Annotated in this window: 22 protein-coding genes; 11 read left to right on the top strand and 11 right to left on the bottom strand. The window is 60.3% G+C overall.

From position 1 onward, the window contains the following. Positions 1 to 12: 12 nt before the first annotated feature. Positions 13 to 555, bottom strand: a complete 543-nt coding sequence (locus tag RCCGE510_RS13240; RefSeq protein WP_007630637.1) for a hypothetical protein — start codon at positions 553 to 555, stop codon at positions 13 to 15. A 275-nt stretch (positions 556 to 830) separates the two neighbouring features. Here RCCGE510_RS13240 and RCCGE510_RS13235 point away from each other — a divergent pair, with 275 nt between their 5' ends. Beyond that, a complete protein-coding gene (locus RCCGE510_RS13235) occupies positions 831 to 1,304 on the top strand; it encodes a cupin domain-containing protein (RefSeq protein ID WP_007630636.1) in 474 nt (157 codons plus the stop codon). A gap of 49 nt (positions 1,305 to 1,353) precedes the next feature. On the opposite strand, the gene RCCGE510_RS13230 is transcribed toward RCCGE510_RS13235, so the two are convergent. The 5 genes from RCCGE510_RS13230 to RCCGE510_RS13210 all read right to left on the bottom strand — a co-directional run bounded on the left by RCCGE510_RS13230 (position 1,354) and on the right by RCCGE510_RS13210 (position 7,438). Continuing rightward, positions 1,354 to 2,463 (bottom strand): sn-glycerol-3-phosphate import ATP-binding protein UgpC, encoded by a 1,110-nt coding sequence (locus tag RCCGE510_RS13230; protein WP_007630635.1) that lies wholly within the window; start codon positions 2,461 to 2,463, stop codon positions 1,354 to 1,356. Positions 2,464 to 2,474: 11 nt separating this feature from the next. Further along, positions 2,475 to 3,389: an ABC transporter permease subunit gene (locus RCCGE510_RS13225; protein WP_007630633.1), complete on the bottom strand. Its 915-nt coding sequence runs from the start codon at positions 3,387 to 3,389 to the stop codon at positions 2,475 to 2,477. 11 nt (positions 3,390 to 3,400) lie between these two features. Then, positions 3,401 to 4,285, bottom strand: a complete 885-nt coding sequence (locus RCCGE510_RS13220; protein ID WP_007630632.1) for a sugar ABC transporter permease — start codon at positions 4,283 to 4,285, stop codon at positions 3,401 to 3,403. A 228-nt stretch (positions 4,286 to 4,513) separates the two neighbouring features. After that, positions 4,514 to 5,869: an extracellular solute-binding protein gene (locus tag RCCGE510_RS13215; protein ID WP_007630631.1), complete on the bottom strand. Its 1,356-nt coding sequence runs from the start codon at positions 5,867 to 5,869 to the stop codon at positions 4,514 to 4,516. 351 nt (positions 5,870 to 6,220) lie between these two features. Continuing rightward, on the bottom strand, positions 6,221 to 7,438 hold the full coding sequence (locus RCCGE510_RS13210) for an ROK family transcriptional regulator (protein WP_007630630.1): 1,218 nt from the start codon (positions 7,436 to 7,438) through the stop codon (positions 6,221 to 6,223). Between the two features lie 196 nt (positions 7,439 to 7,634). On the opposite strand from RCCGE510_RS13210, the gene RCCGE510_RS13205 reads away from it, so the two are divergent. The 6 genes from RCCGE510_RS13205 to RCCGE510_RS13180 all read left to right on the top strand — a co-directional run bounded on the left by RCCGE510_RS13205 (position 7,635) and on the right by RCCGE510_RS13180 (position 13,814). Then, positions 7,635 to 8,873: an extracellular solute-binding protein gene (locus RCCGE510_RS13205; protein WP_007630629.1), complete on the top strand. Its 1,239-nt coding sequence runs from the start codon at positions 7,635 to 7,637 to the stop codon at positions 8,871 to 8,873. 186 nt (positions 8,874 to 9,059) lie between these two features. Then, the gene (locus tag RCCGE510_RS13200) at positions 9,060 to 9,944 is read left to right on the top strand and encodes a sugar ABC transporter permease (protein ID WP_007630628.1); all 885 of its coding nucleotides are present in this window, start codon (positions 9,060 to 9,062) and stop codon (positions 9,942 to 9,944) included. Further along, positions 9,944 to 10,789 (top strand): carbohydrate ABC transporter permease, encoded by an 846-nt coding sequence (locus tag RCCGE510_RS13195; protein ID WP_007630626.1) that lies wholly within the window; start codon positions 9,944 to 9,946, stop codon positions 10,787 to 10,789. Before RCCGE510_RS13200 ends, RCCGE510_RS13195 begins: the two co-directional genes overlap by 1 nt. Continuing rightward, on the top strand, positions 10,786 to 11,808 hold the full coding sequence (locus RCCGE510_RS13190; RefSeq protein ID WP_037078601.1) for an SIS domain-containing protein: 1,023 nt from the start codon (positions 10,786 to 10,788) through the stop codon (positions 11,806 to 11,808). Before RCCGE510_RS13195 ends, RCCGE510_RS13190 begins: the two co-directional genes overlap by 4 nt. Beyond that, positions 11,809 to 12,738, top strand: coding sequence for a PfkB family carbohydrate kinase (locus tag RCCGE510_RS13185; protein ID WP_007630622.1), 930 nt, complete (start codon positions 11,809 to 11,811; stop codon positions 12,736 to 12,738). It abuts the gene before it with no gap. Then, on the top strand, positions 12,735 to 13,814 hold the full coding sequence (locus tag RCCGE510_RS13180) for an ABC transporter ATP-binding protein (RefSeq protein ID WP_007630621.1): 1,080 nt from the start codon (positions 12,735 to 12,737) through the stop codon (positions 13,812 to 13,814). Before RCCGE510_RS13185 ends, RCCGE510_RS13180 begins: the two co-directional genes overlap by 4 nt. A 26-nt stretch (positions 13,815 to 13,840) precedes the next feature. Here RCCGE510_RS13180 and RCCGE510_RS13175 read toward each other — a convergent pair whose 3' ends face one another. The 5 genes from RCCGE510_RS13175 to RCCGE510_RS13155 all read right to left on the bottom strand — a co-directional run bounded on the left by RCCGE510_RS13175 (position 13,841) and on the right by RCCGE510_RS13155 (position 19,603). Further along, positions 13,841 to 14,668: a glycoside hydrolase family 16 protein gene (locus RCCGE510_RS13175; RefSeq protein ID WP_007630619.1), complete on the bottom strand. Its 828-nt coding sequence runs from the start codon at positions 14,666 to 14,668 to the stop codon at positions 13,841 to 13,843. A 51-nt stretch (positions 14,669 to 14,719) separates the two neighbouring features. Then, the gene (locus RCCGE510_RS13170; RefSeq protein WP_037078598.1) at positions 14,720 to 16,201 is read right to left on the bottom strand and encodes a lipopolysaccharide biosynthesis protein; all 1,482 of its coding nucleotides are present in this window, start codon (positions 16,199 to 16,201) and stop codon (positions 14,720 to 14,722) included. An 83-nt stretch (positions 16,202 to 16,284) separates the two neighbouring features. Continuing rightward, on the bottom strand, positions 16,285 to 17,523 hold the full coding sequence (locus RCCGE510_RS13165; RefSeq protein WP_037078595.1) for a glycosyltransferase family 4 protein: 1,239 nt from the start codon (positions 17,521 to 17,523) through the stop codon (positions 16,285 to 16,287). Further along, positions 17,520 to 18,866 (bottom strand): glycosyltransferase family 4 protein, encoded by a 1,347-nt coding sequence (locus tag RCCGE510_RS13160; protein ID WP_007630613.1) that lies wholly within the window; start codon positions 18,864 to 18,866, stop codon positions 17,520 to 17,522. Before RCCGE510_RS13160 ends, RCCGE510_RS13165 begins: the two co-directional genes overlap by 4 nt. After that, the gene (locus RCCGE510_RS13155; RefSeq protein ID WP_007630611.1) at positions 18,866 to 19,603 is read right to left on the bottom strand and encodes a Crp/Fnr family transcriptional regulator; all 738 of its coding nucleotides are present in this window, start codon (positions 19,601 to 19,603) and stop codon (positions 18,866 to 18,868) included. The genes RCCGE510_RS13160 and RCCGE510_RS13155 overlap by 1 nt, the downstream gene beginning before the upstream one ends. Positions 19,604 to 20,076: 473 nt before the next feature. Between RCCGE510_RS13155 and RCCGE510_RS13150 the strand changes: the two genes are divergently transcribed. The 4 genes from RCCGE510_RS13150 to RCCGE510_RS13135 all read left to right on the top strand — a co-directional run bounded on the left by RCCGE510_RS13150 (position 20,077) and on the right by RCCGE510_RS13135 (position 25,070). Continuing rightward, complete coding sequence (locus RCCGE510_RS13150) at positions 20,077 to 20,778, top strand: sugar transferase (protein WP_007630610.1); 702 nt, start codon at positions 20,077 to 20,079, stop codon at positions 20,776 to 20,778. A gap of 134 nt (positions 20,779 to 20,912) precedes the next feature. Continuing rightward, positions 20,913 to 22,667: a GNVR domain-containing protein gene (locus RCCGE510_RS13145; protein ID WP_037078593.1), complete on the top strand. Its 1,755-nt coding sequence runs from the start codon at positions 20,913 to 20,915 to the stop codon at positions 22,665 to 22,667. Continuing rightward, on the top strand, positions 22,664 to 23,686 hold the full coding sequence (locus RCCGE510_RS13140) for a glycosyltransferase (protein WP_037078591.1): 1,023 nt from the start codon (positions 22,664 to 22,666) through the stop codon (positions 23,684 to 23,686). Before RCCGE510_RS13145 ends, RCCGE510_RS13140 begins: the two co-directional genes overlap by 4 nt. Positions 23,687 to 23,690: 4 nt before the next feature. Next, positions 23,691 to 25,070 carry a polysaccharide biosynthesis/export family protein gene (locus tag RCCGE510_RS13135; RefSeq protein ID WP_007630607.1) on the top strand — a complete coding sequence of 460 codons (1,380 nt, stop codon included), beginning with the start codon at positions 23,691 to 23,693 and terminating at the stop codon, positions 25,068 to 25,070. The last annotated feature ends 22 nt before the right edge of the window (positions 25,071 to 25,092 follow it).

Genomic DNA, 25,092 nt, shown 5'->3' with positions numbered 1-25,092 from the left:
GATCATTGAAATTCAGGATGCGGATGAACTTGCGCCTTCGGCAAAAGCTTCTAGCTCGGGGTCGAAATCGACCGCGACGACATTGTTGAACATGGCGGTGGCAAGCATGATGCCGGCAAAGGCAACGAGATCGACGAGCACCTTGGCCTCGTATCGCGCCTTCAACTCGACCCAGATATCGGCGGGAATGGCATTGGAGTCGGCAACGATCGCCGTGCCAAAACGTTTAAGCAGCAATTCTTCCTCGGTCAGCTCCAGCGCATCGGGATTGTAACCCTTGTTGATCAGCGCCCGGCGGAAGAAGGTAATGGCGATCTTCGATTTCGCCGCCTTCGAGATGGCATGCGAGAAGATCCAGATTTCCCGGTCGCTGAGCGCGGGATCGAGTTCGGCGCGCAGCGTGAACCATTCGGCGTAGATGCGATGGGCGGCTGGCGAATGCAGCAGCGTCCGCTTCATGTTGGTCATGCGCCCGCGCAACCTGACTTCCTCGTCATGCGCCGCACGAACCTCTTCCGAAGCGTTGTCGTAATCGATTTGCGGGAGGTGACTCATCGGCTCGGCTCTTTCCTTGTGCAAAGAAGCTATCGAGGTGCCGAGATAATGTGCAGTCCAACTTCGTCTAGCTTTTCCGGCTTTCAAACAAAAAATATTCGGTCTGCGGTGACCAGTGGGAATGTTCGTGCCAACCAGATATATCAGCATTTCCCGCGGCCCTCCTTGACGACAGCGCCGCAGACACTCCGATTATGCCGTCCGGCAGCGGCAAATCCGCTTGGCCACCTTCCGGCTCCCGCTTAGACTGATCACATCGAAGGGCGGAGGCAAACATGAGCGATGACCACGAGCATCATCACATCGACTGGCGCGAACATGGCGTCAAAGTCATTCCCGGCAATGCGCTCGATCCGAACACCGCGCAGACGCCGGGTATGAACCGCGCGACCGCGATCAACAATGCGCGTGCCGGGGCCGAGAAGATCTGGGCCGGCACGGTGACGATCCATGCCAACGCCAAGACCGGCGCCCATCATCACGGCGATCTCGAAAGCATCATCTACGTCGTCAAAGGCAAGGCCCGCATGCGCTGGGGAGAGCATCTGGAATATACCGCCGAGGCCGGCCCCGGCGATTTCATCTACGTCCCGCCCTATGTGCCGCACCAGGAGATCAACGCCAGCCGCGACGAGACGCTGGAATGCGTGCTCGTCCGTTCAGGCCAGGACCCTGTCGTCGTCAATCTCGACATCGAGCCGGTCGAAAAGCCGGAAGACGTGCCCTGGATCGATCCGATCCATCGCTGATGCATGCCGCCACGCCGACCGAGGAACGAAGCGACCACGGCGCGTCCCCTCAAGCGTGAACGGCCTCGGCGCTGCTTACGGCAGGGCTCTCGATGATCCGGCCGGTATCGGCGGCATAGAGGTGAATCTGGTCGTAGTCGATCGCGATGCCGATCGGATCGCCGGACTTCACCTTCACGGCCTCGGTCAGCGCCACGGCAAAGGGCAACCCGTCGAAGTCGGCGTGGACCACACGGCTCGCGCCGAGCTCTTCGATGAAATCGGCCGTTGCGGTGAGAGCGCCGGGGGCACCCGGCGCGACCAGCCGGGCCGCCTCGGCGCGCATGCCGAGCACGACGCGTTTGCCCTTCAGCGGGGCTGCGCGCTCGCGCGGCAGCGCGACTTTGCGGCTCTGGTCGTAGACGAAGACACCCTCGTCATTGATCGTGCCTTCGAGCAGGTTCATCGCCGGCGTGCCGACGAAGCCGGCAACGAAACGCGACACCGGATGATGATAGACCTCTTCCGGCGTGCCGACCTGCTCCACCCTGCCGCCGTTCATCACCACCAGCCGGTCGGCCAGCGTCATCGCCTCGGTCTGATCATGCGTGACGAAGATCGACGTGGCGCCGAGGCGGCGATGTAGGCGGCGGATTTCGGCGCGCATGGCGATGCGCAGCTTGGCGTCGAGGTTCGAAAGCGGCTCGTCGAACAGGAACACTTTCGGTTCACGGATCATCGCACGGCCCATGGCGACGCGCTGACGCTGTCCGCCGGAAAGGGCTGCGGGCCGGCGGTCGAGGAACGGTTCGAGGCTGAGAGCCTTGGCGACTTCTGCAATGCGCCGGCTGCGCTCGGCCTTGGAGACGCCGGCCACTTTAAGGGCATAACCGATATTCTCGGCGACGCTCATATGCGGATAGAGCGCATAGTTCTGAAACACCATGGCGCAGCCGCGCTCACGCGGCTCCAGCCGATTGACGACGCGCCCGTCGATTGCGATTTCGCCGCCGCTGATTTCCTCCAGGCCGGCGATCATGCGCAGCAGTGTGGACTTGCCGCAGCCGGACGGGCCGAGGATGACGATGAACTCACCGGACTGGATTTCGAGATCGACGCCGTGAACGACGGGATTCTTGCCGTAGCTCTTTTTCACATCACGGATTGAGATAGGTGCCACAGGACTTTCCTTCATTTCTCGGTAGAGATAAGGCCGCGCACGAACCAACGCTGCATCAGAATGACCAGCACCAGCGGCGGCGACATGATGATAAGTGTACCCGCCATGGCGACGTTCCAGTCCGGCAGGCCGAATTCAGACGGGATGAGGGTCTTGAGCTGCGTCACCGCAATGCCGAAATTCGGATCGGTAGTAATCAGCAGCGGCCAGAGATACTGGTTCCAGGCCCAGACGAACATGATCGTGAACAGTGCGATCATATTTGGCCGCGAAAGCGGCACCAGGATGTCCCAGAAAAACCGGACAGGACCCGATCCGTCCATCTTCGAGGCCTCGGCAAGTTCGTCCGGAACCGTCAGGTAAAACTGCCGGTAAAGGAAAGTGCCGGTCGCGGTTGCAACCAGCGGCAGAACAAGACCGGGGTAGGAATTCAGCAGGCCCCATTCGAGCTTGATCTGGATGCCGGTGATCTGCGCCACGAGCCAGCTGATGCCGGTGACATCGAGGATCGTCTGGAAAGGCTGCAGCGCATTGGCCGCAATCGAATAGGTCGGCACGATGCGGACTTCGAGCGGCAGCATCAGCGTGATGAAGATGATCCAGAAAATCACATACCGGCCGCGGAAGCGGAAGTAGACGATCGAGAAGGCTGCCATGGCAGAAAGGATCACTTTGCCGGCGCCGACCGCCGCGGCGAAGATGATGCTGTGAAACAGCTTGTTGCCGAGATCGGCACGGACCCAGGCGGTCTGGACGTTTTCCCAGAAATGCGAGCCCGGAGTGAGCGGCAGCGGCACACGATTGACCGTCTCCAGATCGAGGGTCGACGCGATGATGACGATGGCGAAAGGCAGAAGCGCGATCACCATGCCGAGCGCGAGAAGCGTATAGCAGATGAAGTTGAATATCGGCGTGCGTTCGATCATGTGCAGGGGCCTTACTTGTAATGCACGCGCCGCTCGATAAAGCGGAACTGAAAGATGGTGAGAAGAACAACGAGCACCATCAGGATGATCGACTGGGCTGCGGCGCCGGAATAATCGAGGCCCCTGAAACCATCGAAATAGATCTTGTAGACCATGAGATCCGTCGCTCGCGCCGGGCCGCCTTGCGTCATGACGTCGACGATGCCGAAGGAATCCTGGAAGCTCTCGGTGATGTTGATGACGAGCAGGAAGAACAGAGTCGGCGTCAGCAAGGGCAGCTGAATATCCCAGATACGGCGCATCGGTCCTGAACCATCCATCGCGGCGGCCTCGATCAGCGAGCGCGGAATGCCTTGCAGCGCCGACAGGAAGAAGATGAAGTTATAGCCGATATATTTCCAGGAGAAGGCGACGATGACGGCGATCATCGCATCCTTGCCGTCGAGCGCCGGGTTCCAGAGACCAGGCCAGACGTGATTAATAACCGAAAGAAGGCCTGCCTCCGGCGCCAGGATGAAGCGGAAGGCGAGGCCGAGAGCGGGAGCGGCAATCGCGTAAGGCCAGATGAAGACTGACCGGTAGATCTTGTGGCCGCGCAGTTCACGATCTGTCAAAAGCGCCAGGATGAGCGCCAGACCCATGGCAATCGCCGTCGAACTGAAGCCAAAGATCATGCTGCGGGAAATCGAGTCCCAATAGATCGGATCGGTGAGCAGCTGTTTGAAATTGTCGAAACCGACCCAGGCATTGCCGCCGCCCCATGGCTGCTCAAGCGTGAACGCCCAATAGAGCGCCTGCGCGCTCGGCCAATAGAAGAAGACGAAGATCAGCAACAGCATCGGAAATGCAAAGAGCAGTCCGATCGTCGTCGAGGAGAAAGTGACGCGCTTTTCCATGAGTGGTCGTTTTCGCCCTGGTTTGGCCCACAACGCCGCGCCTCTTTCAGACGCGCAAAGGACGCTGCAGATTTTGAATTGCTGCATAATTTATCCCTAAATCGATTCCGATCTAAGGGATTATGCAATAGGCGCGGGCGGCGAGTTCGCATCCGCGTCCGATCGAAGAACCTGCAAAAACGCACCCAGCGCGCCAAACGCGGGCTGGGTGCGGCTCATATCGGGCGATCAGGGAAGCTGAACGTTCTTGTAGGTCTGCTGGAAGCGACGCAGGAGCTGGTTGCCGCGTTCGGCAGCGCCGTCGAGCGAAGCTTGGACGTCGGCGTTGTTGACGAAGATTGCCTGCAGGCTGTTTGCGATTTCGGTGCGAACCTGCAGCAGACCGCCGAGGCGGACGCCGTGCGGAGCCGTGTCGTCAGCCGGTGATGCGGTCAGGCTTTGAATGGCGAGTTCGCGGCCGGCATAAGGAGCCTTGTCGTAGAAGCCCTGCTTCTTCAGATATTCGAAGCCGGAGTTACGAACCGGGATATAGCCGGTCACGGTCGACCAGGTAAGAGCTTCTTCCGGCTTTGCGATGAAGTTGAAGAAGGCAGCGGCAGCCTTGTATTCGGCATCGGAGTGACCCTTCAGAACCCAGAGCGAAGCGCCGCCGACGTAGGAGCTGTGGCGGGTTGCGTCGCCGTAGGTCGGGAGCGTGGCAACACCCCAGTTCATGCCCTGCTTGGCGGTGCGGCCAACATTGCCGTGGTCGCCGACCGAGGTCAGCATGACCTGGCAATCGCCGGCAGCAAAAGCCTCGACGAAGGTCTGGCCGACGGCCTTGTTCTTGATGAAGGCAAGCTTGTTGTCATACCAGGACTTGAGGTCCTTGACGTAGCTGACGAGCAGCGGGTTCTTGTTGAACACCAGCTCGGCATCGAGACCTTCAAAGCCGTTCTTCTTCGTCGCGATCGCTTCGCCGTTGACGGCTTCGAACTGCTCGATGTACTGCCAGACTTCATTGTTGGAGATGTCGAAGGCGAGCGGGCAAGCATAGCCGGCGTCCTTCAGAGCCTTGAAATCTTCGCCGGCTTCCTGCCAGGTGACCGGAGCATGATCCTTGCCGATCTTGGCGAAGGCATCCTTGTTCCAGTAGAGCAGAGCGGTCGAGGAGTTGAAGGGGAAGGAATACATCTCGCCCTTCGACGTCGCATAATAGTTTGCGATTCCGGAGAAGTAATCGTTCCAGTCAACGGTGTAGCCCATATCGGTCATCAGCTTGTTGGCCGGGTAGTAGGCGCCGGAGAGCATGATGTCGAGCGTACCGGCGTCGGAGACCTGGGTGATGGTGGGCTGCTTGCCGGCCCGGAAGGCAGCGATGGTGTTCTGCAGGGAAGCGTCGTAGCTGCCTTGGCTGGTGCAGACGACTTCGTAATCGGCCTGCGACTGGTTGAACCGATCGCACTGTTCCTGGACACGCTTTGCGATGTCACCGGAATTGCCGAACCAGAAGTCGATCTTGGTCTTATCGGCGGCGGCAGCGGGACCAGCAAGAATCGCTGTAGCGAGAAGGGCACCAACGGCGCCGAGAAGCTTGGCTTGCATGAGAACCTCGAACGTAAAAGGGATGCGCACTTTCAGCGCACGCCCTATTAGCTGGTTCAAATTGCTGCGGCCAATGAATATTACATGACATGAAACGATCGAAATCGTTCCGTCACAAAACCTTCATTCGGATGTTATTTGCCACAGCCGAGGCTTTATTAAAAGAAGCCTCGCCAGCCTCCCCAGGGCAGTGCCGAACAGTGATATCTATATTCGAATAATTATGATTTTCAAGGGTTTTCAATATTTGCCTATATTGCGACGCAGCATCCCTATTCGGAGAAACCGTCGCATGAAAACTTACGAAAACGGCTATATTCCTGCCATTGCACTGCTTTGCAACGCCTGGTTTTAGCTTTGGAATTGAAGGGAATCTTTCAAAATTGCAGCAAAACGTGGATCGAACGCGTGGCTGATCGGCCCGGCGGCAGCGCCGAGTGCGACCGACCAGGGATCGGCCATACCGGGCTGCAGGCGCGGTAATATGCGACCGCGACGTTCGGCGATCGACGGCAGCAACGGGCCGATTGCCGCAATCAGCTTGTTCACCAGCGCTTCCGGCGCGCTGCCGCAGAGGATAACGGTTTGCGGATCGAACAGAGTTTCGATGAGATGGATGCTCCAGCGCAGGTCGACCGCCGCCGCCTCGACCCAGGTCTCGATGCTTTGATCGCCACTCAAGGCAAGGTCGTTGATGCGTGCATGGAGGTCAGGATCGGCGGGATCGGCCGAGAGATGCTGATAGAGCGAGGCAAGCGAGGCACGATGTTCGAGCGGTGTCGATTTACCGTCGGCAAACAAAAGCGCCATGCCGATCTCGCCGGCATTGCCGTTGGCACCGCGGTAGAGCTCGCCATTCAGGATGAGCCCGGCGCCGATGCCATAGCCGACGAAGAGGCAGACGGCATGGTCGAGCCCATGGGCCGCCCCCACCATGCGTTCGGCGGTCGCCGCCGCCGCCGCATCGTTCTGCAGGTCGACATCGAGCCCGGTGCCGGCGGTCAGCGTTTCCAACAGCGGAAACTTCTGCCAGGCCTCCATCATCCACGGATCGTCACCGCTGCCCGCGACCCCGAATGGTCCAGGCATGGCGACGCCGAGGCCGACAAGCCGCTTTTCCGACTGCCGGACGACGCCGGCAAGCTTCGAACGCACGCTGGCGACAAGATCGAGGATCACCTTCGCTCCCTGCGACGGACCTCCAGGTGAGAGCCCCGCCTCGTCGCGCACCAGAACGCTGCCGACAAGATCGACGGCGACCGCCCGCGTCACGTGCCGGTCGATCTGCAGGCCGATCGCAAAGGCGCCTTCCGGCACGAGCCGGTAAGGCGTCGAGGGCTGGCCCCTGCCCTTCCTCACCGCCTCCTGTGAGCTGACGAGACCGTCGCGTTCGAGTTCCTCGATGATATTGGAAACCGTCTGCTTGGTCAGCCGCGTCGCCCGCGCCAGATCGGCGCGGGAAAGCGCACCGTTGATTCTCAGGGCATCGATCATCACGCGCCGGTTGTGGGCGCTGGTGCCTTCGTGATTGGTGCCGCTCTTGGCCCGGATCGGCCGGCTGTCATTCATCTGCAATTGCCTCTTGACTCCAGTAGAATGTTGAAGAAATATTAAGTCAAGACAATTGACTTAATAAGGGACCGAAGAGTTCCAGGGAACGCAGGAGGCGGCCAACGGCTCCAACGACGCTCCGAGACGACTTCTCGAACACCGATGGCGGAAGCCGCCCTCGGCAATGCGTAAATGTCAAAAACTGGAGGCTGCAATGCTGAAATCCTTTAACAAGACGCTTCTCGGTGCGGCCTTGATCGGCGCATCTTTTGCACCGCACGCTTTCGCCGAGACCACGCTGAACGCGCTTTTCATGGCGCAGGCCGCCTACAGCGAGGCTGACGTGCGCGCCATGACCGATGCCTTCGCCAAGGCGAACCCCGATATCAAGATCAATCTCGAATTCGTTCCTTATGAAGGTCTGCACGACAAGACGGTGTTGGCCCAGGGTTCCGGCGGCGGCTACGACGTCGTCCTCTTCGATGTTATCTGGCCGGCCGAATACGCCAGCAACAAGGTGCTGGTGGACGTCTCCTCGCGCATCACCGACGAGATGAAGAAAGGCGTGTTGCCGGGCGCCTGGACCACTGTGCAGTATGACGGCAAATATTTTGGCATGCCGTGGATTCTCGATACCAAATACCTGTTCTACAACAAGGAGATCCTTGAAAAGGCCGGCATCAAAGCTCCACCGAAAACCTGGGACGAGCTGGCCGAGCAGGCAAAGACGATCAAGGACAAGGGCCTGCTCGCCACGCCGATCGCCTGGAGCTGGTCCCAGGCCGAAGCGGCGATCTGCGACTATACCACGCTCGTCGGCGCCTATGGCGGCGATTTCCTGAAGGAAGGCAAGCCCGCCTTCCAGACCGGCGGCGGTCTCGATGCGCTGAAATATATGGTCTCCAGCTATTCCTCCGGCCTGACCAATCCGAACTCCAAGGAATTCCTGGAAGAGGACGTCCGCAAGGTCTTCGAAAACGGCGATGCCGCCTTCGCGCTGAACTGGACCTATATGTACAATATGGCCAACGATCCGAAGGACAGCAAGGTCGCGGGCAAGGTCGGCGTCGTCCCGGCGCCGGGTGTGGCCGGCAAGAGCGCAGCTTCGGCCGTCAACGGCTCGATGGGCCTCGGCATCACCTCGGCCAGTAAGCATCCGGATGACGCCTGGAAATACATCACCTTCATGACCTCGCAGGCGACGCAGAATGCCTATGCCAAGCTCAGCCTGCCGATCTGGGCCTCCTCCTATGAAGACCCGGCCGTCACCAAAGGTCAGGAAGAGTTGATCTCCGCCGCCAAGGTCGGCCTCGCCGCCATGTATCCGCGCCCGACAACACCGAAATATCAAGAGCTTTCGACCGCCCTGCAGCAGGCGATCCAGGAATCCTTGCTCGGCCAGTCCTCTCCCGAGGACGCGCTGAAGGCGGCGGCCGACAATAGCGGCCTCTAGGTCGGATGATTTTAGGCCGGGTCGGCCTAAAATCTGAATCCGGATCTACATCAAAGAATTAGAGCATGATGTCGTTCGAAAACCGCTAACACTTTTCGGCATCACGCTCTGATCCGGCTCAGAACCCTGGGCGGCGCCTGCCGTCGCCCGGTTTCCAAAACTTAAGAATGAAGAAGGGTCGCCTTGATGTCAGGCACTTGGCTGACAACCCGCGCGTGGCTTTTGATGCTGCCGCTTCTCGTGGTCATGATATCGGTCATCGGCTGGCCTCTGATCGATACTGTCGGCCTCTCCTTCACCGATGCCAAACTTGTCGGCACGGAAGGCAGCTTCGTCGGTATCGACAATTATGCGAAGATGATCTCAGGCTCGAGTTTTCAGCGCACCCTCATCACCACCGCATGGTTCGCGATCGTCTCGGTCGCCGCCGAAATGGTGATCGGCGTTCTGGCCGCCCTGCTGCTGAACCAGCAATTCCGTGGCCGCACTGCGCTACGCGCCTTGATGATCCTGCCCTGGGCGCTGCCGACTGTCGTCAACGCCACGCTCTGGCGGCTGATCTACAACCCGGAATATGGCGCGCTGAACGCGGCGCTGACCCAGCTCGGCCTGCTTGACGCCTACCGCTCCTGGCTTGGCGAACCGGGCACTGCGCTGGCAGCGCTCATCGTCGCCGACGGCTGGAAGAATTTCCCGCTGGTCGCGCTGATCGCACTGGCCGCACTCCAGGCCGTGCCGCGCGACATCACCGCCGCCTCGCTCGTCGACGGCGCCGGCGCGTTCGCCCGCTTCCGCTTCGTCATCCTGCCCTATCTCGCCGGCCCGCTGATGGTGGCGCTGGTGCTGCGCACGATCGAAGCCTTCAAGGTGTTCGACATCATCTGGGTCATGACCCGCGGTGGCCCGGCCAATAGCACGCGCACGCTGTCGATCCTCGTCTATCAGGAAGCCTTCTCCTTCCAGCGGGCGGGCTCCGGCGCCTCATTGGCGTTGATCGTGACGCTGCTGGTGACGCTGCTTGCCGCCGGCTACGCCGCCCTGGTGCGCAAGACCGCCGGGAGTGCTGCCTGATGGAACGCCAAAGCCCGCTGTTTTCCGCCTTCATCTATGTCTGCGCGCTTCTGCTTGCCGCCGTCATCCTGGCGCCGATCCTGTGGCTGTTCATCATGAGCATCTCGCCCGCCGGCGACCTTGCCGCGAAGCCGTTGCGCTGGTGGCCGCAAACGGTGGATTTTTCTCGCTACGCCGTGCTGCTCTCGACGATCGAAAACAGCGCCGGCGCCGCCTTCACCTCGTCGCTGCGCAACAGCATCGAGGTGGCTGGCATGGCGACGATCGCGTCGATCGCACTCGCCATTCCGGCCGGCTGGGCGGTGTCGCGCACGCCTTCCGTAGGATGGTCGCTGTCGATGGTGATCGGCACCTATATGCTGCCGCCGGTGGCGCTCGCCGTGCCGCTCTATATGGGTCTCTCCCATCTCGGCATGCTGAACAATGTCTTCGGCCTCGCCCTCGTCTATCTGAGCATCCTGGCGCCCTTCACCACCTGGCTGATGAAATCGGGCTTCGATTCCATTCCGCGCGAAATCGAATCCGCCGCGATGATCGACGGCGCCGGCCTGTTTCAGACGCTGAGGATCATCACGCTGCCGCTCGCCGGCCCCGTGGTCGCGACGTCGAGCCTGTTTGCATTCCTGCTTGCCTGGGACGAATTCTTCTATGCGCTGCTCTTCACCTCGGACCAGCGCGCTAAAACGTTGACCGTCGCCATTGCGGATCTCGCCGGTGGCCGCGTTTCCGATTACGGACTGATCGCCACGGCAGGCGTGCTCGCCGCCCTGCCTCCGGTGCTGATCGGTCTCATCATGCAACGCGCCCTGGTTTCAGGGCTCACCAGCGGCGGCGTCAAGGGATGAACATGACCACAGAAACAATCCGGCCGGCCGGACTTGCGGCGATCGATCGCGAAATGGCGCGCCAGCATGCCGATGCGATCGCCTCCTATGAACTTACCGCGCCGATCGCGACAAGAGCCGCCGTCTCGCTGAAGAAGACCGGCCGGCTGCTTCTGCTCGGCATGGGCGGCTCGCATGCCGTCAACCGCGCCGTCGAGCCGCTCTATCGGGCCCTCGGCATCGATGCCGTCGCCTTGCCGCTGTCCGAGCAGCTTGGCCAGCCGCTACCGGTTGCCGGCAGGACGATATTCGTTACCTCGCAATCAGGTGAGAGCGCCGAGGTCGTGCGTTGGTTCGACGAGACCGGCGGCACGGAGGAGACCTTCGGCCTCACGCTCGAAGCCACTTCCTTCCTCGCAAGAACCGCCCCATCGCTGGTCGGCGCCGGCGGCACCGAGCTGGCCTTTGCCGCAACCCGAAGCCTGACGGTAACCTTCGCCCTGCATTTGGCAATCCTTTCCGCCCTCGGCGACGATCCTGCGGCCGCACTTGCCATCCTCAACGCGCCTGAAGACCATGACATCGCCGCCGCCCTCACCGCGCTCGAAGACGTCGCAACGGTCGTCACCTCAGGCCGCCGGCTGCAGGGCATCGCCGAGGCATTGGCCCTCGGATTGACGGAATTGTCGCGCCGCCCTTGCTTCTCGCTTGAAGGCGGCCAGTTGCGCCATGGGCCGATGGAGATGCTGGGGCCGGAAATCGGCGTCGTGCTGTTTCGCGGCTTGGACGAGACATCCGGCCTGGTGACCGCCATGGCGACCTCCGCCGTCGAGACCGGCGCCCCCGTCATCCTGTTCGACGCATCCGGGCAAGCGCCGGTCGCCGGCGCGGTGACAATCCGCTTTACCCCTGTAACGGGCCTTGCCGCGATCTTCGCCATGCTGCCGGTTGCCCAGCGGCTGATGATCGCCTTTGCCGACGCCCGTGTGGAGAATGCCGGAACGCCGGTTCGATCCACCAAGATCACCCGGAGCGAATGAATGCGGCCGCTTGCAGTCATCGGCAACGTCAACGTCGACCTGATCCTCGGGCCGGCAGCCGCCTGGCCGAAGGCCGGGACGGAAATCATCGTCGATCATGACGAACTGCGGGTCGGCGGAGCCGCCGGCAACAGCGCACTCGCCTGGCAGGCGCTTGGCGTCGAATTCGAGATCGCCGCCAATATCGGCAGTGACCAATTCGGCCGCTGGCTGAGCGAAGCCTTCGGCCACCGCTCCGAGAAGTGGCCCATACGCCCTGAGAAAACGACGCTCTCCGTCGGCATCACCCATCCGGACGGCGAGCGCACCTTCTTCACGACCAAGGGCCATCTGCCGCGTTTCAGTCTGGCCGATGTCTTTGCGGTCCTCGACGCAGCGCGCCTTGAAAGCGGTTACGCTCTTCTTTGCGGCTCGTTCCTGACCGACGATCTGACCGAGCAATACGACGCCTTCTTCGACTGGGCCGACAGCCATGACATTACCGTCGCACTCGACACCGGTTGGCCGCTCGACGGTTGGACGCAGCGGAATTGCGCGGCGACACGCGCCTGGCTCTCCCGCAGCGGTATCGCGCTGTTGAACGAAATCGAAGCGACGACGCTTGCCGGCATCGTCGATCCGATCGAGGCCGCGCGTCATATCAGATTGCATATGCCGCAGTATGCGATCGTCGTCGTTAAGCGTGGCCCGGACGGCGCGATCGCGATCGGGCCGGAGGGCGTGTTGGTTTCGGTGGGCGCACCCATTGTCGAAGTTGTCGATACGATCGGTGCCGGCGATGTCTTCAACGCCGCTTTCCTCGCGGCTCTCGCAGGCGATGCGCCGCTGCTTTCCTGCCTGATCGCGGGAACCGAGGTTGCCTCGCGCGCCATCTCAACCCTTCCCCGCAATTATGGCGGTCCGACAACGCTTCAGGAGCCGGTGCGATGAGTGCGCTCGAAATCCAGACCATCCGCAAGGCCTATGGTGATGTCGAGACGCTGAAAGGCATCGACATCTCGCTGGAAAGCGGTGAATTTCTCGTTTTGCTCGGCTCCTCCGGCTGTGGCAAGTCTACGCTCTTGAATATCATCGCCGGACTTGCCGAAGCAACGAGCGGCGATGTCAGGATCGGTGGGCGCTCGGTGCTCGGCGTGCATCCGAAGGACCGCGACATCGCCATGGTCTTTCAATCCTATGCGCTCTATCCCAATCTGACAGTGCATCGGAACATCGGCTTCGGGCTGGAAATGCGCAAGGTGCCGGCGGACGACCGCGACAAAGCCGTTCGCGATGCGGCAAAGCTCCTGCAGATCGAAAATCTCCTCGACCGCAAGCCGAGCCAGCTTTCCGGTGGCCAGCGCCAGCGCGTCGCGATCGGCCGTGCGCTGGTGCGCAAACCTGAGGTGTTCCTCTTCGACGAGCCGCTCTCCAATCTTGACGCCAAGCTGCGAATGGAGATGCGCACCGAAATCAAGCGGCTGCACCAGATGCTGAAGACGACCGTCGTCTATGTCACCCATGACCAGATCGAAGCGATGACGCTGGCAAGCCGCATCGCCGTTATGCGCGACGGCCGCATCGAGCAGCTCGGCACGCCGGAGGAGGTCTACAACCGTCCGGCAACGCTTTATGTCGCCACTTTCGTCGGCGCGCCGCCGATGAACCTTTTGAAGGCCACCGTTCGGGACAACCGCCTGGTGCTTTCAGGCTCCGATACCAGCCTGCCCCTGCCGGCCCGTTTCCGCGATGCGGCCGGCAATGGCCGCGACCTCGTCCTCGGCATCCGTCCCGAGGCGCTTCGCACGGACGGCCCCGGCCCGTCGATCGAGGCAACCGCTGAGGTCGCAGAGCTGACCGGCCCGGAACTCGTCGTCACCGCCCTTGCCGGGAATCAGCGTCTGATGGCCTGCCTGCCGCCGCGCACACCGATCCGCGACAACGAAAAGCTGACCCTGTTCTTCGACGAGGAGGCAATGCATCTCTTCGACCCGGAAACCGGTCTCAGCTGCCGCCACGAGCAATAGGCCGGCACGCACCATGAGCCACTCGTTCAATTCGCTGCGTCGGCAGGCTTCCGCTTGTAAACATGGATATAGTCGACGAGCAGAATGGAAGGGTTCGGCGTTTCATCGATCGGCCAACCCGAGCCAAGCGCCAGATTTACCAACGGATAAAACGGCATGTAGAATTCCTTCGGCGTGTCGAAGCTCCAGATGAACTGACGATCGAAGTAGAAGCTTGTCTTGTCAGCTTGGATATCGACGCCGTAGGTGTGATATTCGCTGTTCAAGATTCCGTGCTGGACGCTTTGCCAATGGCCACCGGTGCTGTTCTGCCCGCCCTGGCTCTGACGCCAGACATGAAAACCCATGCTGAATTCGTAGGGCGCGCGTCCATAATATTCCAGCACGTCGATTTCGGAGGTGTATTTCGACCGGTCGAGGCCGATGAGCCAGAATGCCGGCCAGACTCCCTTGCCGGGCGGCAGCTTCATCCGTGCTTCGAAATAGCCGAACTGCTGCGAAAAACCTTCACCCTTCGGGTTCACCGACGACAGCAAGCCCGAGCGCCAGGTGCCGTCGGCCTCCTTGCGCGCCTCGATCTTCAGAATTCCCTGATCGGTGGTAAACGGAAAACCGGGGGCCGGATCGGTGAAACGGGCATCACCGAAATCACCGTTCCACGGTGTATGGGCGATCCAGCGGGAGCTTTTCTCTCCCCAGGCCGAAACGTCAAGGCTGTCAAAACTCTCCTCGAATGTGAGCTGGTATGCATCGATATTGAGCGGCTCCTGGGCCACGCTGGGCTGGCCCCGCAACGCGCCCAGACCGAGGACGAGGAGCAAACCGAGCCCCTTAGCAGATATCCCGTAACGCATTGCTACTCCTCTGAAAACGCCAAACAAATCGTTGGGATGCACTCTTCTCGATCATGAGGAAAAGACCCCGTTTCGTCGCGGCATGAGCCTTTGGACGATGATGGTCTCGATGCCGTCGGGCCTTCCGATCATCTGCCACAACAGCAAGGCGCCAGCCCAGAAAATCCCCGCTGCCGCCCCGCCGAAAAGTGCTAGGCCGACGATAAGATTGAGACCGACAGGCATGGCGACGAGCATCGGCTCCGCCCAGAGCAGGAAAGCGATCATCGGCAAGCTCGCAAGCAGAGGCCGGAAAAAGGAATTCAATTGCGCGGCAAAACTCGCGCCGATCAGCCGCCGTGTAATGACGAGCGATGCGCCATAGGCGACGAGGACTGCCACGACCCGCGCGCCAAGCGCCCCCGGCACCTGAAAATAGGCGATACCCACAATGGTAACCGGAACCCGGACGGCGAACTCGACAAACATCCGGAGAGCGACATAACGGGTATTGTTCATGACCATGGCCAATGGCGGCATCATGTTCGTGGGAAGACCGAGCAGGCTGACAATGCACAGCCATTGCAGGATCGGCGCGGACGATGCCCATTTCTCGCCGACGAGGATACGCACCGTCGGCTCAGCGAGAAGGGCAAGGGCGATGAGAATGGGTGCCGCGACGAAGGTGATAGCATTCGTCGCCTTTAGATAGGCGGCGACCAGGTTGCGGCGGTCTTCGACAGTGGAGAATGCCGCCATCAGCGGGCGCAGCAACGGTCCGACGAAGGTCTGGTACGGAATACCCGCAATATTGTCTGCGACGCTGAAGGCGCCGAACGTCGACAAGCCGGTAAAACGCGGCAGAAGCAGCCGGTCCAGCTGCCAATTGATCGAATTCAGCACCTGCGACACGGTATTCCAGCTGATCATGTCCTGAAAATGCTTCCATTCGGAAAGGCTGAACGTCGGTCGCATCGGCGCAAAGACATAGGACGTGATCATCGCCGCCGTCGGGCCGGCGACCGCTCCGATCGCCAGCCCCCAGTAGCTGCCTGTTGCCACAGCTACACCCACCCCGAACAACAATGTCGATCCCTTGGCGATGAGATCGAGCGCGAACTCCCTCTTGAAATCAAACCGTTGCATGAAAAGAACCATGCGCGGACTGGTCATGCTGCGCATGGCAGGCGCGATCGAGAGAACGGCGACAAGGGCGAAAAGCCGGGGTTCGTCGTAGACCAGCGCCATTGGCCAGGAGATGATCATCATCAGCAGGCTGATGGCCAGCCCTCTCAGCAGGCTGAGGGTGAAGGCCGTCGCGAACATCTCGTCCGAAGGCGACGATTGGCGCATCAGGGCCTGCGTCAACGGCAGGTCGAGAATCGCCTCGACGATGACCAAGACCGACGTCGCGATGGCGACCAGGCCGAAATCCTCAGGGCTCAACAGCCTTGCCAGGACAAGAAGGCTGACGAAATCGAGCATCCGCGCGAGAAATTTCCCACTGATGGTCCATATGCTTGCCGTCGCCGTCCTCTGAGATACGCTTGACATGATCTGTTTATCTATTCCTCGTCGAGGGTTTGAAGCGGCTTCGGTTCGGGGCGCGGCAAGGCAGGCAGCTCCGTTCCTTCCCCTCAACCGTGCCGTCTTCTGAACACGTCGGCAGATCCGTCTCCATGGCTGGACAAGTGTTGCTCGATGAGACTGGACAGACGATCGCGGAATACAGAGGCGGAGAATTTCAGCGAGTGTGCGCGGATTGCATGCGGATCGATATCGTCCTCGACCGCTTCGAATGCTGCCATCGTTTCCAAAAGGGCTTCCGTCGTCTGTTGCGCGAAGCGGAATCCGACCTGTGGCGCGGATACGGTTTCCCGGGCGCCGCCCGCGTCGAAAGCCAAAACCGGCCGCCCTGATGCCATTGCTTCAACCGGCAGGATGCCGAAATCCTCCGTACCCGGAAACAACAGGGCGCGGCATCGCGACAGGTGGTCGCGTAGGACGTTAAAGGGCTGATGGCCGAGAAACTCAACGGTCGGGCCGGCGATCGACTTCAGATAAGGGAGTTGCTCTCCCTCTCCGATGACGACCAGCTTTCGGCCGGCCTCGGTGCAGGCGCGCACCGCGATATCCGGCCGCTTGTATGTGGTCAGCTGTCCCGCATAGAGGTAAAATTCGCCTTTCCCCTTCCCAACCGCAAAATCGTCGGTCGCAACGGGCGGATGAATGACGACAGAGTCCCGGTCGTAGAAGCGGCGGATCCGGCTTGCGACATAATCGGAGTTGGCGACGAACACATCGACGCGCGAGGACGTCGTCACGTCCCAGGCGCGCAGCATGGGCGCGGTAATCGACATCAAGGCACGTCCCACCCAGGGAAGACCGTGGCGATAGACATGGAATTGATCCCAGATATAGCGCATCGGCGAATGGCAGTAGCAGACATGGAGAGCGTCGGCGCGCGTGATGATGCCTTTGGCGGGGCCGGATTCGCTCGACAGCACCAAGTCGTAATCCTGCAGATCGAACTGCTCGAGCGCGAAGGGCATCAGCGGCAGCATCTTGGTATAATGCCGCTGCGCGCCAGGGATCTTCTGCAGGAAAGAGGTGCGGATATTCCGTGTCTTCAGAAAATCGCTGAGGCGGTCCCGGTTGCAGACGAGGGTGAAGATGTCGGCCTGCGGAAACATGCGGCACAGCTCTTCGAGGACTTTCTCACCGCCGCGCATCGAAACGAGCCAATAGTGCACGATGGCGACGCGAAGTTGCCCGGTTTCGCTTCCGGCCTCGGCGGCGCGCCTTTTCGCCATGACAGGCGCATCGGTCGGAAAAGCCCTCGCGTCGGGAAGAGAGGTTGTTGCTTTAAGGGTCAACTCAATACTCCTTGTATCGCCACACCGTCTGTCAGCTCGGAAACCGCATTCGTCGAAATCAGGCTGTGATATTCGGCAAGAAGCGCGTCGCGCCATTCCTCGTGTGTCGAGGCCAGATCCGGCGACAGTCTGAAAGCCCGCTCGCTCATGGCACGTACCTCATGCCTGGGCATTTGGCTGAATCGCCGCAAAGTATCGGCAAAGGCGCTTTGATCGGCCGTATCGCAGGCAAGTGCCATGCCGGCTCTTTCCATTTCCTCGGCGAGAAAAGCGCTGCGCGACATAATGACGGGCAGACCGCTCCTGGCCGCTTCGATAGCGACGAGACCGAACGGCTCGGGATAACGCGAGGGCATCAACAGCGCACGCGCCTTGCGGATGGTCGGACCGATCTCCGCATGCGACTGCCAGCCGACGGCTCTGACGTGATCTCCTGCCGCAGAAACCAGCGGCATCAGCGGCCCGTCCCCGATCACACAGAGCCTGACGCCGGCTCTGCGTGTGGCAGCAACGGCGTCCTCCACGCCTTTCTCCTCGTCCAACCGTCCGATGAACACGAACTCGTCGTTGGCCTCCGCCTCGATCCGTTTGATGGAGAGTGGAGCGACAGGATTGCGGATCGTCGTCAGCCTTTCGGGCCGATAGCCGGCGCCGACGAGAAAGCTCGCCATCTTCTCGTGCAGCAGAATTATTCGGCCGAAATCGGCCTGATCCTTCAAGAGCCGGAGGATATTCGAGCCGCGGGCGACACGCCACAATTTGTGCGAATAACTTCTCTTGTCGCAAGCCGTCGCAATGCAGCTCCCGCCGAGCGGGCGTCGCAGGCAGATCTCCTGCGCCTGATAGTCGAAGAAGGCGCCGTTGGGGCAGGCCGTGAAGAAATCATGCGCGTGAACCACACATCGTCTGGCGACCGGCACCAACGCCCTGAAAATCGCGGGAGATAGGATCTGGTGCCAGCCATGCACATGGTAGATGGTGTTGGCAGTATCTTTTGCAGCAATCCAGTTCGCCACCATGCGCACGGCAGCGCCATTATGAATGCCGGTGACGAACGCTTTCGCACGCTTGACACTGAGCAGGTCGCGGCTTTTCAGTCCGACCATCGAGACTCCGAGTGCGGCAAGCTCTGCATTGGCGGCGTCATCCCCGCAAATATAGGTCACTGGAATGCCGAGCCCGCGAAAAAGCTTGGCAGACAGCACCGCCAGGCCTGTCGCCCCGCCTCTGGCCACCGAGTAATCGTCGATGATGACCACGCGATCGATCTTTGTCGTGCCAGGGCCGGGAAACCGGCCGACGCTTGCGGTGGGTCGGATGGCCCCTGAAGGCGACAGGCGCATCATTTCACCGAAACGGCGCCGTTGGCGCAGGCTTCCAGCGCCTTGCGGTTAAGAATGCGGATCTTGCCCTGCCCCCCGTCGATGATCTTGCCTTCACGCAGGCGCCGCAGGCATTGATTGACCTTCTCGCGAGACGCCGGCAGCGTCGCGGCCAGATCATTTTGCGAGATGATCAGTTCATCTCCGCTGTTTGCCGCATCTTTTCCATAAACGGCCGAGAGCCGCAGCAGTGTGCTGGCCAGCCTTGACTGCAGGCTCGACGCCGCATTCGCAATCATCCGGAGTTCGAGCTCCGAAATACGCGCCAGCGCCCTGGAGAAGACCTTTTCGCGAAAGCTAGGATCGCTTGCATACATGTCGCGCAGCAGGCGGCCTTCGAAGAAGTGCAGCTCGCAGTTGGAACCGGCCCGGTACTCGAGGCTCAACGTCTGCCTGCGCAAAACCTCGAGCTCGCCGATCAGGCCCGATTTTGGGATGATTTCGACGATAAATTCCCTGCCGTCGGGAAGCATCGTGCTTGCGCTGACTACCCCCGAATGCACGCGAGCGAACATATCCACCAGGACGCCGGCCCCGGCGATGACCTCGCCACGCCGGAAACGCCGGACGCTCGACCGGCACGAAAGGAATTCGTCGTCGAGCACTATGCGGCTGCCGAGATGAATGCCGCCGCTAGGCGATATCGCCGCCTTGCCGACGCCGGCCCTGCGATCTGATGCGTGTGTCACCCCGTCCATGCGCATAACTCCAATACTCGAATTACGATAGGCAATGCTGCACTGCATCATTTATATTGCCTTAATAGCCAAGTCAAATAACATCACCGAGAGACAGCGTAAAGATGAAGACTACATTTCGCTACAAAACAACGATACATTATCATCGACAATCAAAAACTCGACGCCATCGAAGAACAATTGTATGATTGGAGGTGGCTGCTTATTAAAAAGTCTTTCTAGTTAAAAAACAGTCATAATCCAAATGATGATATCAAAAATGTAATTGAATTTCAGTGTATTAATCACCTTTAAGTATGTTAGATTGCCCTTTAGAATGAAAATAATTCGCTCGAAGCTACAATCGGAATTCTCTTCTGCCCTTTGGTAGCATAAAGAATTTATTAAGGATTATGACCTTGGTAACAGACAACCAGGGTGCGGCGCAGCAAAGTTTGAAACGGTTCTTAATCGGAAAGTTTTGGAGACCCCCAATGGCATGGGAAGCACACAGTTTCGAGGCATGGTCGCGTGTCGGAAGGTCTGCGAAAGGCGGCGATCTGAATGCGTCCCGGCCTCGTGCAGCGGGTAGATCGTCCAAGCGCGCACTCGACTTTCTAATGGCGATCACCGCTCTGATTCTGCTTTCCCCGCTTCTTTTGGTCGTCGCCTTGATCGTAAAGGTCTCCGACCGCGGCCCGGTCTTCTACTCCCATACACGCATCGGCTTCGGCGGAGCGCCGTTCGGATGCCTCAAATTTCGCACCATGAAGACCGATGCGAGTGCTCAGCTTGCCGAATTGCTCGAAAACAACCCAGTTGCGCGAAGCGAATGGGAAGCGACACACAAGCTGAAGGACGATCCCAGGATCACGGCCGTCGGCGACATCCTGAGGCGGTCGAGCATCGACGAGCTTCCTCAGCTGTTCAATGTCCTGCGTGGCGAAATGAGCCTCGTCGGCCCTCGGCCAGTCACCGTCGAGGAATTGCCGCGCTACGGCGAGCATATATGGGCGTACATGGCAGTGCGCCCCGGCCTGACCGGTCACTGGCAAACCAGCGGGCGCAACGATGTCAGCTATGAACACCGGGTTTCTCTCGACGTTCACTATCTCGATAACTGGTCGCTCGGCCGGGACTTGATCATCATTGCCAAGACCATTCCCGCACTGTTTTCGCAGCGGGGCTCTTACTGAGCAATCGGGGGAGAGCTGCCGATCATGCCTGAAATCGGAAGATTTGCACCTCCGCGCGTCCCCTCCACGCTGCAGGTACCTGGTCACTCGGTCCCTGGTTACTCCGTGATATCGCCATTTTGGATTAGGACGACATGACCTCGAGCACGATCTTCAGCGGTGTTTCTCCGCTATCTCTGCCTGCCGCAACCACTGGGGGGAATTCACCGCTGACGTTGCGGGATATGCTTTTCTTTCTCAGAATGCGCTGGCTGTGGATTGTGGCGACGACCATAGCTTTCCTCGTGATGGCGGGGAGCTATGTACTGACAGCCGAGCCGACATTCGTTGCCAGCACGCAACTTGTGATCTTTCCTCAGGTGAGCGGCTCCGAAGCACAGAGGGCTTTTGCGGAAGATGCATTCATAGAGGGACAGCTGGAAATCGCCAAATCCAGCGATGTCGTCGGCGGAACGGTAACGGCGCTTGATCTCGATACCGATCCGGAGTTCGTCGATCAGGCGCCTTCGCTACAGGACAGAGCAAAGAATTGGCTGACGGGCTCTTCTTCGGAATTGGATACGCCATCGCAGGAAGCGACGGGCAAGGGAACGAGAGAAGCGCGACCGCAGGAGGAGCGCCTCCATGACTGGGCGACCGCTACGCTGCTGAATATGATGGAATTACGCCGGATCGGAAGTTCGACGGTCATCGAGATTTCGGCCGCGGCAACGACACCGCAGAAAGCCGTCGACATCGCCGACACGCTCGCCCGGCAATATATCCAGAAGAATATCGCCATGAAGGCCAACGCCGCCCGCCAATACAGCGACTGGCTGGCGAAGTTCATAACCGAGCAACAGCGTGGACTTGCCGAAGCTGCCAGCGCTTTGGCTGGCTTTACAAGCAATCCGCGCGATCAGTTCAAGCTCGCGGAGCTGCAAAGCGCGACGGACGCCCGCCGCACCCTTTATGAAAGCACCTTGAACCAGCTTACCGAAGCCAAGCAGCGCATCACCTACCCGGTGTCCGATGCCACGATTGTTTCGCCGGCCACGCTGCCTCTTTCGAAGGCCAGGCCGCGCAGCACGCTCATCATCGCTTTTGCGGCGGCGGTCGGTCTTGGTCTCGGCCTGGCACTCGCCATGATAAGGCACGCCGGTGATCGCCGGATCATCCGTCCCAATCAGATTGCCGAAGCCGCTGGACTGCCCTTCGTCACCGTGCTGGCGACCTCCAAGAAAACCAGCAATCGTCACCCTGCCCGTTTCCTTGCGGCCGGCACGGACAGCAGCACGGCAGCCGCCTATCCTGATATCCCAGGCATGGCGGAACTGAGCGCGACGGTCGTCGGTCTTCGGCGCAAACGCCGGGTTGTCATCGGAATCGTCGCCATCGATCCCGGCAGCGGTGCATCGACCATCGCGTGCGAACTTGCCGTGCTGTCGTCGATATCAGGAGCTCAGACGCTGTTGATCGATGCGGCTGCACAGAAATCGTCGCTCAGCAAATCGATCGCGCCCCATAGTTCCACCGGCCTCGTCGATGTCCTCGACAATGGAGAACTGATTCAGACGGCGGCATTGCCCCTCACCCCGACGCTGAAGTTCCTTCCCCTCGGCGATGTCGAAGCGGTGACGCCAGCCATTCGCCTGAGCTCCCGTCGCACGCAGTTAAGCTTCGCCGATCTGAAAAAGGAATTCGACGCCATATTCGTCGACATTTCCGCATTCTCCGCTTCTCCGGATGCCAATGCGATCGCGCCGGAACTGGACGGAGTCCTCGTCGTCACTTCGCACGGCCGCACCTCGATCGACGATACCGTGCGCGTCATCGACACTATGCGGAACGTCGGCGCGGAGATCCTCGGCGCGATCATCAACCATGCACCGAAGAGAATGCAGTCATGAGCTCGTCTTCGGCAGGAGCAACCAGGCAGGACGGGCCAATCGGGCCGGCGCCTGGTCCTTGCGGCACTGAAGCCGCGGCAGGGTGCGCGAACCGCCCGTTGCGAATTGCTATCGGGATTGCCTCGGCAGGTCGCCCCTCGGTCCTGCGGGAAACGGTCGATTATCTTACCAGGCTGCCCGATCAGGCTGAGCGGCTGATCGTCTGCGTACCCTTGATCGACGATGCCGCCGGGCTTACCGACCGCGTCGACGTAGACGTCATCGTCGGCAGCCGTGGCCTGACCTCTCAGCGCAACAGGATCATCGAAGCCGCCGCGGCCGATACGGATATCCTGATCTTCCTGGACGACGACTTCATTCCCGCCGCGACCTTTGTATCGCGGATTGCGGCGGTCTTTGCGCTAAGGCCCAACGTGGCGATCGCTACAGGCGAAGTCCTGGCCGATGGCATCCTCGACGGCGGCCTTAGCATGTCAAAGGCTCTGCAGGTTCTTGAAACCGCTGGCGAAGCGGCCGAACAGGTGACGGAGGTCTACAACGCCTACGGATGCAACATGGCGGTTCGCCTTTCATCCGTTGTCGAGTACGCGCTGACTTTTGACGAGCAACTGCCGCTCTACGGCTGGCTCGAGGATGTCGATTTCAGCAGGTCCATCGCCCGCTATGGCAGATCCGTGCGTGTCGAAGGCGCCCGCGGCGTGCACCTCGGCGTCAGATCGGGGCGCCAGCCCGGCCGAAGACTCGGCTATTCGCAGGTTGCCAATCCTGTCTATCTGATCCGCAAGGGCACGATGTCGAAGAGCCGTGCATTCGCACAAATCGGCCGCAACATCCTGGCGAACGCCTCGGGCCTATTGTTCAAAGACCGCCTGATCGACCGTTGGGGACGTTTGAATGGCAATTTGCTGGCGCTTTCCGATCTTCTTGTCGGCCGCGCCTCTCCGTCCCGCATTCTCGAACTCGGCAATCCGTCGCCGCGTGAGATGCCTTCGCCGTCGATCGCAACGAAACGGAGATAGATCAATGCAGCCTACATCCTTGTCCGATCGCTTCATCTCCGCGGCACTCGCCTTGCTGGCATTCTGCTGCCTGACCGGCTGGAGCGTCGCCCACGCGCAAACATTCACCCTCGTACCGGAAGACAAGGTAAGACTGCGCGTCGTCGAATGGCGCTCGTCGGATTCGCGCTATGCCAGCTGGGAAGCTGTCGACGGCGTCTATACCATCGGCGATACCGGCGACCTGTCGATCCCGATCGCCGGCCACGTGCAGGCAACCGGAAAGACGACTGAAGAACTCGCCGATGCCATTGCTGGCGCGCTGGCCGAAAAGGCGGAACTCCCGGGCAAGCCGTACATCGCCCTGGAGATTGCCGAGCATGCGCCGATCTTCGTGACCGGAACCGTGCAAACTCCCGGACGCTATCCTTTTGAACCCAACATGACCGTCATGAAGGTGGTCAGCATCGCTGGTGGTTTCCTGCGGGAACGCGAGGATAATACCTACTTCGAACGCGACCGGATCCAGGCTGCCGGCGCCTACCGAACGGCCGTTCTCAACCGACGCGATCTCTTGATGCGGCAGGCACGGCTGCGCGCGGAGATTGCCGGCGAGCAGAGTTTCGAAATTCCTGGCGAACTGGTGGGAACGCCCGATATAGACAAGCTGAAGGCACAGGAATTAAACCTGATGCGGCTGCGGCGCGTCGATATCGACAGCCAGATCGAAGCGGCGAATGATCTCACTCGCCTCTATGGCCAGCAGGTCGAGTCGCTTGCGGCCAAGATCAATTCGCAGAAGCGGCAGATCGACCTTGCCCAAAAGGAATTGGACAATGTCAACAGCCTGGTGAGCAAAGGCCTGGTCAGCAATTCCCGTCAGGTCTCGGTCGACCGCGGGGTCGCCGATGCACAAGGTACTCTGATCGATCTCGAAGTTGCCCTGACCACGGCTCGCCAAGGCCTCAGCGAAGCCGATCGTTCCAAGATCAACATCGTCAACAGGCAGAACAGCGAAAACCAGGACTTGCTCAATCAGGTCAATCTTGCGATCGGCAGGGCGGCGATCGATATCCAGGTGGCCCAACTTCTCGGCGAACAGGCCGGCTACGACGCTCAACTCGCCCAGATCAGCACGGACGCGCCGGGTCTCGGCAGAGCGCAGAAGAACTACAGGATCGTGCGTCGCAATGACGATGGAACCTATCGCACCATCATGGCGGACGAGCAAACCGCATTGCTGCCGCACGATCTGGTCGAGGTCGGTTTAGAAACGAATCTTCAGGCCCCATCCCCGTCGCCGCAGACCGCGCCGCAGAAACAGAGCTCGACGGCCCCGTCGTCCGATGTGGCTGGGGACAGTCGGTCGGCCCCCGGCTGGGTATCTCAGGCGGGATCGAATTAGGTGGCGGTTGTGATCATCGACG

Origin of the sequence: Rhizobium sp. CCGE 510, assembly GCF_000292525.1 — a bacterium.
Taxonomy (GTDB): Bacteria; Pseudomonadota; Alphaproteobacteria; order Rhizobiales; family Rhizobiaceae; genus Rhizobium.
Note: the sequence above shows the minus strand (reverse complement) of the source record. Positions and strands in the feature narration are given on the sequence as shown.